The 11,982-nt window shown below is 70.0% G+C and carries 11 protein-coding genes; 2 read left to right on the top strand and 9 right to left on the bottom strand.

Annotation, left to right across the window (positions count from 1 at the left end; all coding sequences use genetic code 11):
* Window positions 1-172: 172 nt before the first annotated feature.
* The 8 genes from IEY95_RS27345 to IEY95_RS27310 all read right to left on the bottom strand — a co-directional run bounded on the left by IEY95_RS27345 (window position 173) and on the right by IEY95_RS27310 (window position 8,886).
* Window positions 173-1,609 carry an FG-GAP-like repeat-containing protein gene (locus IEY95_RS27345; RefSeq protein WP_189188773.1) on the bottom strand — a complete coding sequence of 479 codons (1,437 nt, stop codon included), beginning with the start codon at window positions 1,607-1,609 and terminating at the stop codon, window positions 173-175.
* Window positions 1,610-1,819: 210 nt separating this feature from the next.
* The gene (locus tag IEY95_RS50415) at window positions 1,820-2,182 is read right to left on the bottom strand and encodes an integrin alpha (protein ID WP_189188772.1); all 363 of its coding nucleotides are present in this window, start codon (window positions 2,180-2,182) and stop codon (window positions 1,820-1,822) included.
* A 34-nt stretch (window positions 2,183-2,216) separates the two neighbouring features.
* Complete coding sequence (locus IEY95_RS27335; protein ID WP_189188771.1) at window positions 2,217-3,584, bottom strand: FG-GAP-like repeat-containing protein; 1,368 nt, start codon at window positions 3,582-3,584, stop codon at window positions 2,217-2,219.
* A 66-nt stretch (window positions 3,585-3,650) separates the two neighbouring features.
* Complete coding sequence (locus IEY95_RS27330; RefSeq protein ID WP_189188770.1) at window positions 3,651-5,156, bottom strand: FG-GAP-like repeat-containing protein; 1,506 nt, start codon at window positions 5,154-5,156, stop codon at window positions 3,651-3,653.
* 237 nt (window positions 5,157-5,393) lie between these two features.
* Window positions 5,394-6,854, bottom strand: a complete 1,461-nt coding sequence (locus IEY95_RS27325; RefSeq protein ID WP_189188769.1) for an FG-GAP-like repeat-containing protein — start codon at window positions 6,852-6,854, stop codon at window positions 5,394-5,396.
* A gap of 111 nt (window positions 6,855-6,965) precedes the next feature.
* Complete coding sequence (locus tag IEY95_RS27320) at window positions 6,966-8,267, bottom strand: FG-GAP repeat domain-containing protein (protein WP_373294554.1); 1,302 nt, start codon at window positions 8,265-8,267, stop codon at window positions 6,966-6,968.
* A 105-nt stretch (window positions 8,268-8,372) separates the two neighbouring features.
* Window positions 8,373-8,636 (bottom strand): GntR family transcriptional regulator, encoded by a 264-nt coding sequence (locus tag IEY95_RS27315; protein ID WP_189188768.1) that lies wholly within the window; start codon window positions 8,634-8,636, stop codon window positions 8,373-8,375.
* Between the two features lie 10 nt (window positions 8,637-8,646).
* Window positions 8,647-8,886, bottom strand: coding sequence for a GntR family transcriptional regulator (locus IEY95_RS27310; protein ID WP_189188816.1), 240 nt, complete (start codon window positions 8,884-8,886; stop codon window positions 8,647-8,649).
* A 154-nt stretch (window positions 8,887-9,040) separates the two neighbouring features.
* Between IEY95_RS27310 and IEY95_RS27305 the strand changes: the two genes are divergently transcribed.
* The gene (locus IEY95_RS27305; protein ID WP_189188767.1) at window positions 9,041-9,343 is read left to right on the top strand and encodes a hypothetical protein; all 303 of its coding nucleotides are present in this window, start codon (window positions 9,041-9,043) and stop codon (window positions 9,341-9,343) included.
* Window positions 9,343-9,633 (top strand): hypothetical protein, encoded by a 291-nt coding sequence (locus IEY95_RS27300; RefSeq protein WP_189188766.1) that lies wholly within the window; start codon window positions 9,343-9,345, stop codon window positions 9,631-9,633. The genes IEY95_RS27305 and IEY95_RS27300 overlap by 1 nt, the downstream gene beginning before the upstream one ends.
* A 62-nt stretch (window positions 9,634-9,695) precedes the next feature.
* Here the strand turns inward: IEY95_RS27300 and IEY95_RS27295 are convergent, their stop codons facing one another.
* Window positions 9,696-11,963, bottom strand: a complete 2,268-nt coding sequence (locus IEY95_RS27295) for a (Fe-S)-binding protein (RefSeq protein ID WP_189188765.1) — start codon at window positions 11,961-11,963, stop codon at window positions 9,696-9,698.
* Between the last annotated feature and the right edge of the window lie 19 nt (window positions 11,964-11,982).

The following is an 11,982-nucleotide window of genomic DNA, read 5'->3' as shown; positions in this document are numbered from 1 at the left end:
ACGATCTTGGACGCCCTGTCTGCGTTGCCGGACACACCGTCAGCATTCGGAATGACTCGTCTAGGGGGATGCTCGGGCCGCCCCTACGGGGACCCGCGCATGACGGGGCGGGAGAGCAGGACGAGGGCCGACCCACCATCCCGAATCCGGGCCTCGGGCGGCCGGACCGGTGTCAGCCTGCGAATACGTTGCCGAAGTACGCGAGTCCCGACGGGCCGCCCAGCGTGGTGCTGCCGAAGGACTTGGAGCCGGTGGCGGTGGTGCCGGAGCTGGTGGACTTGAAGAGCCAGACCGCGCCGGCGCCGTCGTTCTCGCCGCGGGCGCCGACTGCCAGTTCCGCGCGGCCGTCGCCGTTCGCGTCCGTGAGGAAGACCGCGTCGCCGAAGTAGTCGTAGGCCTCGGCGGTGCCGGGGACGTTCGTGGTGTCCTGCGAGTAGGACTTGGAGCCGGTGCCGGTCAGCCCGGAGGCGGAGCCGCGCAGGACCGTGACCTGGCCGGCGTCGTTCACCGAGCCGAGGCTCTCGCTGTCGGAGCCGATCACGACGTCGGCATAGCCGTCGCCGTTGGTGTCACCTGAGGAGAGGCTCCAGCCGAAGTGGTCGTTCTTCTCGCCGGTGCCGGGGACGCCGGTGGTGTCCTGGGTGATACGGACCGGCGTACGGGTGCTCAGCCCGCCCGACGCGCCATACGTCACCGTGATCGCGCCGCCCAGGCCGCCGTTCGGCTCGGTCGTCGACTTCTCCATGAAGTTGCCGGTCACGATGTCGCCGTAGCCGTCCTTGTCGACGTCGGCGATGGTGCCCGCGTAGCCGCCCGCGAGCTTCTTGCTGTACTTCGGGCCGGTGGCCGAGCCGAGGTAGAGGGCGCTGCGGGTGCGGTTGTCGCCGGTGCTGGTCTCCTCCTGGCCCATGACCAGGAGGTCCTGCTTGCCGTCGGCGTTGACATCGCCCGCGACCAGCTGGTCCGGGTAGATCGTGGTCTGGTCGACCGTGTCGACGCCGACGAGTGAAGCCGCCGTGCCCGTACGCGAGATGGGGCCGCGGAAGATGTTCAGGGCGGGCGTGGAGTTGTTGGCGGCGGCCAGGTCGGTGTGACCGTCTCCGTCGAAGTCGCCGGCCGCGATCTGCCAGCCGAGCTCGTTGCGGTACTGCGGCAGCGGCGAGGAGATGTCGGTGCCGGACTTCACGCCGTCCGCGCCGCCCCACAGCACCGTCAGGGTGCCGTACGAGTCGGTCGAGCCGATCTTCTCGCTGTGCACGCCGACGACGATGTCCGTGTAGCCGTCGCCGTCCATGTCGCCCGTGGTCAGACGGTCGCCGAAGTAGTCGGACGACTCCGGGGTGCCCGGAATGCCGTCCGTGGCCTGGCTGATGATCTGCCGCTTGGAGGTGTCGAGGCCGCTCGCGGTGCCGTAGACGATCGCCACGTAACCGGCGCCGGACTTGGTGGAGACCTTGGCGATGGGCGCGGCGATCGCGAGGTCGCGGTAGCCGTCGCCGTTGAAGTCGCCGGACAGGCCGGAGGGCGCGGCGGAGGCGGTGGCCGCGGGCAGGGCGGTGAGCAGGCCGGTCGTGAGGGTCGCGGCCAGCAGGAGGGTGCGCTTGCGCATGGGGGTTCCCCGTTCAGAGGCAGGAATCGGAAGGTTCACGAAGGGAGAGTCGGAAGGTTCACGAAGGGAGAGAGGGAGCGAGGGGAGAGCCGGGACTTCCGGACGGCGGAGGGGCGGGCCGGGACTTCCGGTCGGCCGATGGGAGGGCCGGGACTTTGAGTCGGCCGAAGGCAGCGCCGGGACTTTCCGCCTGGCGCGCCCCTCCCGGAGTCAGTCGAGGAAGCTGCCGCCGAAGTCGGGCAGTGTGACGGCGCCGGACGCCGTCGGGGTGGTGGAGGTGCCGCGCAGCACCAGCGCGACGCCCGCCGCACCGACGCCCAGCTCCGCCTTGCCGTCGGCGTTCAGGGCCGTGCCGGGGCCGGACGCCGAACCGTAGAGCACGACGACGGCACCCGCTCCCGTCTTGCCGGAGACCGTGGCGTCGGGAGCACCGACGACGAGGTCGCCGTACCCGTCGCCGTTGAAGTCGTCGGCGTACTTGGCGGGCGCGGCGGACGCCGGAGTGCTCAGGGTGAGAGGGGTGAGGCCGGCGGTCAGCAGGGCGGCGAGGGTCACTGAAGTGCGTGTGCGCATAGGGGAGTTCTCCGTGGGATCCAAGAGGTGGGGATCAACCGGTCAAGGTGCCGCCCAGGGTGGGATCCCCCGCCGTGGAGATGCCGAAGGCGCTGGGGCCGTAGTTCGCGGCACCGGACGTGGTGATGCCGGAGGCGGAGCCCTTCAGGAAGGTGATGAGGCCGTCGCCGTCGTTCTCGCCGTCGGCTCCGGCCAGGAGGTCCGCCTTGCCGTCGCCCGTGACGTCGGTGAGGAGCACGGCCGTCCCGAAGAAGTCGTTGCGCTCGGCGGAGCCGGGGACGCCCGGGGTGTCCTGGGTGTACGTGACCGGGGAGCCGAGGCCGGTGGCGCTGCCGTAGTGGACGAGGACCGCGCCGTTGACCGTGGTGACGCTGGAGTCCTCCGGGTTGCCGACGGCCAGGTCCGGGTAGCCGTCGCCGTTGATGTCGCCGATGGAGGGGCGGCCGGTCCCGAAGTCGGGGATGTCGGCCTTGCTCGCGATGCCCGTCGCGCTGCCGTACGAGATGACGCCCGTGCCGAAGGACCAGTCGCCGTCGGTCGTGTTCTCGGTCTGGCCCACGACGATGTCGCCGAAGCCGTCCTTGTTCAGGTCGCCGGTGGCGGTCTGCCACCCGTACGGGAGCTCCAGCTTCTGTGTGGGGGCCGAACTGGTGCCGTAGTAGAGGAAGTTGCGGTCCAGGTACTTCTCGGAGCTCAACTTCTTGTGGCCGCCGACGATCAGGTCCGTCTTGCCGTCGCCGTTGATCTTCCCTGCGGTCAGGCGCAGTGCGCCGCCCGTGGCCGTGAACGACGTGGTGAAGGAGACCTTCGAGCCGGTGGCTCCCGCCTTGGTGAAGCCGCCCTTGACGATCCACTGGGTAGTGCCGGTCGCACCGACGGCGAGGTCGGCCTTGCCATCGCCGGTGAAGTCGCCGATGGCGAGGGACTGGCCCCAACGGTCGTGCCCGGTGGCGGCGGGGTCCTTGAGCGTCGTGGCGCCGCTCAGGCCACTCGACGAACCCCAGACGATGACGACGGTTCCGCCGTCCACGTCGTCGCCGACCTGCTCGTACGGCGTGCCGATCGCGAGGTCGCTGTAGCCGTCGTTGTTGAGGTCCCCCACGGCCAGCGCGTCGCCGAAGAAGTCGTTGTCCTCGGCGGTGCCGGGGATACCCGAGGTGTTCTGGGTGATCGACGTCGTGCGGCCGATGCCGGTGGACGAGCCGTACGCGATGCCTACTGCCCCGGCCCATGACGTGTTGCCGGGCGAGGCCTGGGGCGTACCGGCGGCGGCGTCCTGGTATCCGTCGCCGTTGAAATCGCCGACGAGGTGGGAGGGCGCGGCGGCGGCCGTGGTGGCGGGGAGGGCGGTGAGGAGGCCGGTCGTCAGGGTCGTGGCCAGCAGAAGAGTGCGCTTGCGCAAGGCGGGCTCCAGGGAGAAGCCGGGCCCGTGACGTCCACGGGCCCGGTGGAACAGAAAGGGGACGGCTCAGTCGGCGAAGAGGGCGCCGAACTCCGGGGTGCCCGACGTCGAGACGCCCGAGGTGCTCGGCGAGATGGTGCGGCTGCCGCTCGTGGTGATCGTCGTGCCGTTGGAGGGCAGGTAGGTCACCGCGCCGTTGGCGCTGTTCTCGTAGGAGCCGACGAGCAGGTCGGCCTTGCCGTCGCCGGTGACGTCGTCGAGCTTGACGTCCGCGCCGAAGAGGTCGCTCTTCTCGTCGTTGCCGGGGACGCCCGCCGTGCTCTGGGCGAAGGACTGCACACCGGAGGAGACCTTGACGCCGCTCGCGGAGCCGTACAGCACGGTGACCATGCCGGTGTTGCTGACGCCGTCGATGTCCTCGTCCGGGGCGCTGACGACGAGGTCCTGGTAGCCGTCGCCGTTGATGTCGCCCATGTCGAGGTCCCAGCCGAAGGCGTCGCCCTTCTCCGAGGTGCCGGGCACGTTGCCGGTGTTCTGGGTGATGCCGGACGTCGAGGCCGGGCCGGAGGCGGAGCCGTAGGTGATGTTCACCTTGCCGCCGTCGGCGGCGTCCGGGACGGGGATGCCGTCGTCCGTCTTGCCGTCCCAGCCCGCGCCGCTGACGATGTCGCCGTAGCCGTCGCCGTTGATGTCGCCGATGGCCGTGATGATGCCGGGCTTGAGGGCCTTGGCGGACGAGGCGCTCAGACCGTTCGCCGAGCCGGGCAGGTAGTAGTTGGTGTTCCAGCCGTAGGCGGTCTGGGTCTCGTAGCCGTCGACGATCAGGTCGGTGCAGCCGTCGCCGTTCACGTCACCGGCGGTGAGGCTCATCGGGCCGAAGGGGTAGTCGTTGGTGCCCGAGTGGATCGGCGGCTTGAGCGCGGTACGGCCCTCGATCGCCTCGCCGTAGGCGCTGATGCCGCCCCGGAAGATGTAGATCGTGCTGGACGAGTTGCCCACGGCCAGGTCGGCCTTGCCGTCGCCGTCGAAGTCACCGGCGGCCAGGTCCTTGCCCCAGTAGTCGTGGGAGGAGGCGGCCGGGTCGGCAATGGTCACGCCCTTGCCGGTCAGGCCGGACGCCGAGCCCCACAGGACGGCGAGGGTGCCACCGTTGGTGTCGGTGCCGACCTTCTCGTACGGGGAGGCCACGGCGAGGTCGTCGTACCCGTCGCCGTTGAAGTCCGCGTACGCCGTCTCCGCGCTGAAGCCGTCGCCGACCTCGGCGGTGCCCGGAACGCCGGTGGTGTTCTGGCTGATCGTCGAGCGCTGGGCGGACGATACGCCGGTGGAGGTGCCGTAGAGCACGACGACCTGGCCCGCGTCGGCGTGGCCGCTGACGTAGGCACCGGGCGCCGAGGCGGCGACATCGCCGATGCCGTCGCCGTTGAAGTCGGCCTTCGCCGTCTTGAACGAGTCCGCGGCGGTGGCCGTCGCGGCCGAGAAGGTGAGCAGACCGCCCGTCAGCGCGGCCGCGGTGGCCGTCGCGAGGGCGAGTCGCAGGTGGGACCGGTGGTGCGGGTACTGCTTGTGCATGCGGGGTTCTCCTGCGGCATGCGGGGGATGCCTGGCGGACATCCACAGTCGATAGGGGGGCGGACCGCCTGCGTTTGCCTGGAGTTGTCCGAGGGTTCGCGGGCCGGTCGGCGAACAGGAGACCTTTAGTGAGGCGCAAGGGTTGTACGTGAGTTCGGTAAATCTTTGAGATTCGTACGTGTGTCCCGTGCGGGGAGTCCGAGCTTCCTCGGCTCCCCGCACGGAGGCCCGGCCCGGTCAGCCGATCAGGCCGGTGCCGAACCCGCCGTAGGTGCGCGACAGGCCCAAGGTGCCGGGGCCGAACGAGCGGGCGCCGGCGGTGGTCACGCCGCCCGAGGAGCCGTGCAGTGCGGTGACCGCGCCGACGCCCTCGTCCTCGAAGGCGGCGGCCACGGTGAAGTCGGCGTGGCCGTCCTTGTCGACGTCCGACAGGAGGACGTCGGAGCCGAAGTAGTCCATGGACTCGGGGGAGCCCGGGACGTTGTAGGTGTCCTGCGAGATTCCGCGGCCGCCGGTGATGACCGTGCCCCCTGCGATCACCACGGTGCTGCCGGTGTCCTTGTTCGAGCCGATGTCCTCGAAGGGGACGCCGATGGCGAGCTCGCCGTAGCCGTCGCCGTTGACGTCGGCGATGGAGACCGAGGCGCCGAAGCCGTCGCCCGCCTCGTCGGTGCCGGGAACGCCCGTGGAGTCCTGGGTGAGTTCGGCCATCGGGACGTCGCCGTTGACCGGGCCGCCTTCGGAGCCGCGGATGACGACGACCTTGCCGCCGGGACTGCCTTCGTGGCCTTCCTCCTTCGTGAAGACGTTGCCGAGGGCGATCTCGTCGTAGCCGTCGCCGTCGATGTCGCCGAGCGCGATGGAGGTGCCGCCGTTCAGCGGGCGCGGCACGGAGGTCTCCGGGCCGGAGGTGGTGCCGAGGTAGGCGACGCCCTTGGTCCAGTCGCCCGAGCCGTCGGAGTTGAGGGCGGTGCGGTAGGTGAGGACGAGGTCGGCCTTCTTGTCGCCGTTGGTGTCGCCCGCCGCCATGGCGTCGATGCCGTACTTCGCCTTGTCGGGCAGGCCTGTCTTCTGCGCGGAGCCGGTCGTGCCGGTGGTGGTGAAGCGGCCCTTGACGACGTACGCGTGCGAGGCGCTGGTGCCGACGGCCAGATCGGGCCTGCCGTCGCCGTTGAAGTCGCCCGCGGTCAGCCCGCGGCCCCACTCGTCGTGCGAGGCGGCGGCCGGGTCCTTGACCGTGGTGCCGTTCTTGATGCCGCTCGACGAGCCCCACAGCACGGTGACGGAGCCGCCGTCGGTGTCCGAACCGACGTCCTCGCCGGGGGCGCCGACCGCGAGGTCGGTGTAGCCGTCGCCGTTCAGGTCGCCCACGGTGAGCGCCCGGCCGAAGAAGTCCTCCTCCTCGGCGGTGCCGGGCACGCCCGCGGTGTTCTGGCTGACGACCGTGCGCTTGGCGGGGTTGAGGCCGGTGGAACTGCCGTAGACCACGGCCACGTAACCGGCCAGGCCCTTGCCGCCGACCGTCGCGTACGGGGCGGCGAAGGCCACGTCACCGTAGCCGTCGCCGTTGAAGTCCGCCTTGTAGGCGCGGGCAGCGCTCGCAGCCGTCGCCGGTGCGGTCGCGCAGGTGAGCAGACCGCCCGTCAGCGCGGCGGCGGTGGCCGTGGCGAGGGCGAGTCGCAGCTGGTTCTTGGGCATGCGGGGTTCTCCTGAGGGGGCGGATCGATCGGCGATCAGGAGACCCTCGGCGGTGCGCGAGGGTTGTGCGTACGTTCGACGAATCTTTGAGGTTTCTGTGAAGAGAGAGGCCTACGGGACCAGGAACTCCGAGCTGGAGAAGGTGACCGACGGCTTCGCCGCCACGAGCCCCTTCTTCACGCCCGGATAGACGGCGACGGTGTCCTTCGTCTCGCCCCGGTACGTCCGCACGGCCAGGTCCGCCCGTCCGTCCCCGTCGAAGTCGCCGACCGTCAGCACCCGTGTGGTGCCCGGCGAGGGCGGCTCGACGGTCACCATGCCCGCCGCCGACAGCCCCGTCGTACGGCCCCGGAACACATGCAGCCGCGAGCCGCTGGAGACCAGTTCGCTCAGCCCGTCCCCGTCGAAGTCCCCGGCGTCGAGCACCGAACCGGGGGAGGCGAGGCCGGCGCGCACGGCGGTCGGCAGGTCGTAGCGCATGGCCGTGCCGCCCATCGCGCCGACCGCCGCGTCCAGCGCCTTGCCCTTGCCGAAGCGGCCGAACGCCACGTCGACGCCGGCCGGCAGGACGACTCCCGTGCGGGCGGGGCCGTCGGGTCCGCCGAGGACCACGGCCGACTTGCCCGTGCCCTGCGCCGTACGGACGAGCAGGTCGTCGTATCCGTCGCGGTTCACGTCGGCGGCCGGACCCGTGGGGACCTCGCCCGGCGACGGGATCGGCGCACCGGCCTTGCGCGGGGTGCCCTTGCGGCTGAACGGGCCGCGCAGATAGCTGAGTCGGCCCGCCGAGGCGTGCACCACCAGGTCCTCGGCGCCGTCACCGTCGAAGTCGCCGCACACGGGCTGGTCGGCCCAGTCATTGCCGAAACGTGCCTGCGCGGGGACGGCGAGCTTGACCGCCCTGCCGGCGAGGCCCTTCGGGGAGCCGAAGAGGATCTGGAGGGGGACCGGTGGCTGTCCCTGTCCGTCGTACGGGGGGTCGGTCGACACGACCAGATCCGTGAAGCCGTCCTTGTTGAGGTCGCAGCTCGCCTCCGCGTCGAAGACGGCGGGGAGTTGGCCCTTGGTGGGTGCGGCCTGCTTCTTCGGGCTGAGCAACTGCCGGGCGCCGGGGGTGAGTCCGCGCGCGCTGCCGTAGACGATGCCGATGCCCGCGTCGTCCACGTGGCTCTGTTCCTTGACGAGGTCGCTCAGGACCAGATCGCGGTGCCCGTCACCGTTGAAGTCGTCGGCGACCTTGCTGCCCTTGCCCTGGGGGATGGGGAGTTGGGCCGGGGCGTCCGCGACGTGTGCAGGGCTGTGCTTGGCGGCCCCGGCCTCCGTGCCGGGGCCACAGGCGGCGAGAAGGCTGCCCCCGAGGGCGCATCCCACCAGGGCTGCCGCCACCCGCGTACCCGCTCTTCGCCCGCTCACCGCGCACCTCACCCGCCCCGAAGACAACAACGCGGGTCATCATGCACGTGTTTGAGCGGGGGGTTAAGGGGTGGGGTGTGCGGGATGGGTCACGCGGGCCCCGGACTACGCCTCGCTCGACTCAGAGGGCTGGGTCGGCTGCTCGGCGACGAAGGAACCAAGGCCGACCTCAGCTCGGATGAGCCCTTCCGCCTTGAGGTGGGCCAACGCCTTCTGTGCGGTGGATGCCGCGATGCCGAACTCGGCGGACAGCTCAACGACGGACGGCACTCGGGCGCCCACGGGATAGACGCCGTCGGCGATGCGGGTGGCAATGGCGGCGGCGACCTGCCGCCAGACGGGTCGGGTTCGATCGAGCTCGTGAGCCATGCGGTGGTCGTTACGACTCTGCGGGCTTCTGGGCGACGAATGAGCCGAGGCCCGGCTCGGTGTAGATGAGCCCTTCCGCCCGCAGGCCCTTGTGCACCTTCTGCGCGGTCACGGCGGCGATGCCGAACTCCGCGGTGATCTCCACGACGGACGGGATGCGCGTGCGCGGCGGGTACGTGCCGTCCTCGATTCGGCGGCGGATCACCTCGGCCACCTGGCGCCAGCGAGGGATGTCGGCAACAAATTCCATCACCGCACCACCATGCGCAGACGGCGGCATTCTGTGCGATTCACAGTTTACCGCTCATACGGCAGTAGACCGCAGTAGGGTTGATCCTCGAAAGACCCCGGCGACGGATGGAGCCGTCCCGGGGCGTGGCCACCAGCTGATCGGAGCTGATGACGTGACCGACCTTATCCGCCGCCTCGTCACGTGGGTGAGCGTCCTGCTCAACCTGCGCGAGGCGCATCCCGCACTCCATACTCACCCCACGCCCGTCCTCCCGCCATGGCCCCGAGTCGTGGTGCTTCCTGCCAACCGCAGCCCGTACGGGCTGGACCTCCCCCTCGACGGCACCGCCACCGTCGCCGTGCGCCCGTACGTGACCGCCCACGAACAGCGCGAGCGGCGTCGCGAACTGGCCCTGGCCACGCTGGGGCTGGACACGCCCGGCCCCTACTGGATCCATGGGCTGGAGGTCGCCTGATGGGGACGGAATTGCCGCAGGTACCGCGCCTGCTGCCCTGGTCCGGTCCCGAGGGCAAGCCCTGCTACCTGGTCAGCGACGACCACGGCGGACCCGTGTCCCGCCTGGCCGACGCCACGGAGTCGATCCAGCTCGGCATGGGCACGGAACTCCTCGCGCACGCCCACAGCATGCTTCCGGACAGCCCACCGGGCGAACTCCGCTTCCTCGCCGAGCGCCTGACCGAGGCGCTCCTGGTCGCACTTCGCGTCGCGGAAAGCCGCGGCCGGAGGCTGGACCACTTGAACTGACCGGGAACGGCGACGCCCCCTGCCGGTGGGGCAGGGGGCGTCGGTCGTACCGATCGGGCCGGTTACTTCACCGGCTCCGGCTCCGGCGCGCTCTCCGTCTCCGCCTCGCCCGCCGGGTCGACCGGCGTCTTGACGGAGTCGAGCAGCAGCTGGGCCACGTCCACGACCTGGATGGACTCCTTGGCCTTGCCGTCGTTCTTCTTGCCGTTGACCGAGTCGGTCAGCATGACGAGGCAGAACGGGCAGGCGGTGGAGACGATGTCCGGGTTGAGGCTGAGGGCCTCGTCCACGCGCTCGTTGTTGATGCGCTTGCCGATGCGCTCCTCCATCCACATCCGCGCACCACCGGCGCCACAGCAGAAGCCGCGCTCCTTGTGGCGGTGCATCTCCTGCTGGCGCAGGCCCGGGACGGCGGACATGATCTCGCGCGGCGGCGTGTAGATCTTGTTGTGGCGGCCCAGGTAGCAGGGGTCGTGGTAGGTGATGATGCCCTCGACCGGGGTCACCGGGAGCAGCTTGCCCTCGTCCACCAGGTGCTGCAGCAGCTGGGTGTGGTGGATGACCTCGTAGTCACCGCCGAGCTGCGGGTACTCGTTGCCGATCGTGTTGAGGCAGTGCGGGCAGGTCGCGACGATCTTCTTCGCCGACCTCGGCTTCTTGGTCGACTCGTCCTCGTCGTCCTCACCGAACGCCATGTTCAGGGCCGCCACGTTCTCCATGGCGAGTTCCTGGAACAGGGGCTCGTTGCCGAGACGGCGCGGGGAGTCACCCGTGCACTTCTCGTCGCCGCCCATGATCGCGAACTTGACGCCCGCGATGTGGAGGAGCTCCGCGAAGGCCTTGGTGGTCTTCTTGGCGCGGTCCTCCAGGGCGCCGGCGCAGCCGACCCAGTACAGGTACTCGACCTCGGAGAGATCCTCGATGTCGCGGCCGACGACCGGGATCTCGAAGTCGACCTCCTTGGTCCACTCCAGGCGCTGCTTCTTGGCCAGACCCCAGGGGTTGCCCTTCTTCTCCAGGTTCTTGAGCATCGTGCCCGCCTCGGACGGGAACGCGCTCTCGATCATCACCTGGTAGCGGCGCATGTCGACGATGTGGTCGATGTGCTCGATGTCGACCGGGCACTGCTCGACACAGGCGCCGCAGGTGGTGCAGGACCACAGGACGTCGGGGTCGATGACGCCGTTCTCTTCGACGGTGCCGATGAGGGGGCGCTCGGCCTCGGCGAGGGCGGCGGCGGGAACGTCCTTCAGCTGCTCCTCGGACGCCTTCTCCTCACCCTCCATGGTCTTGCCGCCACCTGCCAGGAGGTACGGCGCCTTGGCGTGCGCGTGGTCGCGCAGCGACATGATGAGGAGCTTGGGGGACAGCGGCTTGCCGGTGTTCCAGGCGGGGCACTGCGACTGGCAGCGGCCGCACTCGGTGCAGGTGGAGAAGTCGAGCAGGCCCTTCCAGGAGAACTGCTCGACCTGGCTGACACCGAAGACGTCGTCCTCACCGGGGTCGGTGAAGTCGATCGGCTTGCCGCCGGAGGTCATGGGCTGGAGCGCACCGAGCGCGGTCTCACCGGTCGCGTTCCGCTTGAACCAGATGTTCGGGAAGGCGAGGAAGCGGTGCCAGGCGACACCCATGTTGGTGTTCAGGCTCACCGTGATCATCCAGACCATGGTGGTGCCCAGCTTGATCATCGCGGTGAAGTAGACGAGGTTCTGGAGCGTGGTGAGGCTCAGGCCCTTGAACGCCAGGATCACCGGGTACGAGGCGAAGTACGCGGCCTCGTAGTGGTCCACGTGGTGCAGCGTGCCCTCGAGACCGCGCAGCACGTAGATCGCCAGACCGATGGTGAGGATGACGTACTCGACGAAGTACGCCTGGCCCATCTTGGAGCCCGCGAACCGTGACTTGCGGCCGGGCCGCGACGGCAGGTTCAGCAGACGGATCGCCATCAGCGTGACGATGCCGACGGTGGTCATCGCCGCGATGAACTCGATGTACAGCTCGTACGGCAGGAACCCGCCGATGACCGGCAGCGTCCAGTCGGCCTCGAACAGCTGGCCGTACGCGGTGATGATCGTCGGCGGCAGCGTCAGGAAGCCGATCGCCACGAACCAGTGGGCGAACCCGACGATGCCCCACCGGTTCATCCGGGTGTGGCCGAGGAACTCCCTGACCAGCGTCACGCTGCGCTGGTAGGGGTTGTCGGTCCGGATGCCGGCGGGTGCGGGCTGGCCGAGCTTGAAGTACCGGACGAACTGGCCGATGGCGCGTGCGAGCAGCGCAACACCGACCACGGTCAGGACCAGCGACACGATGATCGCGGCGAGTTGCATTTGGGGGCTCCTCGGGCCT

This window comes from Streptomyces albiflavescens (genome assembly GCF_014645835.1).
GTDB classification, from domain to species: Bacteria; Actinomycetota; Actinomycetes; order Streptomycetales; family Streptomycetaceae; genus Streptomyces; species Streptomyces albiflavescens.
Note: the sequence above shows the minus strand (reverse complement) of the source record. Positions and strands in the feature narration are given on the sequence as shown.

What these genes read in the sequence shown, in the direction of transcription:
- IEY95_RS27295 (WP_189188765.1), bottom strand. Translation starts at nt 11,963, where the DNA reads ATGCAACTCGCCGCGATCATCGTGTCGCTGGTCCTGACCGTGGTCGGT.
- IEY95_RS27310 (WP_189188816.1), bottom strand. Translation starts at nt 8,886, where the DNA reads ATGGAATTTGTTGCCGACATCCCTCGCTGGCGCCAGGTGGCCGAGGTG.
- IEY95_RS27300 (WP_189188766.1), top strand. Translation starts at nt 9,343, where the DNA reads ATGGGGACGGAATTGCCGCAGGTACCGCGCCTGCTGCCCTGGTCCGGT.
- IEY95_RS27315 (WP_189188768.1), bottom strand. Translation starts at nt 8,636, where the DNA reads ATGGCTCACGAGCTCGATCGAACCCGACCCGTCTGGCGGCAGGTCGCC.
- IEY95_RS27325 (WP_189188769.1), bottom strand. Translation starts at nt 6,854, where the DNA reads ATGCCCAAGAACCAGCTGCGACTCGCCCTCGCCACGGCCACCGCCGCC.
- IEY95_RS50415 (WP_189188772.1), bottom strand. Translation starts at nt 2,182, where the DNA reads ATGCGCACACGCACTTCAGTGACCCTCGCCGCCCTGCTGACCGCCGGC.
- IEY95_RS27330 (WP_189188770.1), bottom strand. Translation starts at nt 5,156, where the DNA reads ATGCACAAGCAGTACCCGCACCACCGGTCCCACCTGCGACTCGCCCTC.
- IEY95_RS27345 (WP_189188773.1), bottom strand. Translation starts at nt 1,609, where the DNA reads ATGCGCAAGCGCACCCTCCTGCTGGCCGCGACCCTCACGACCGGCCTG.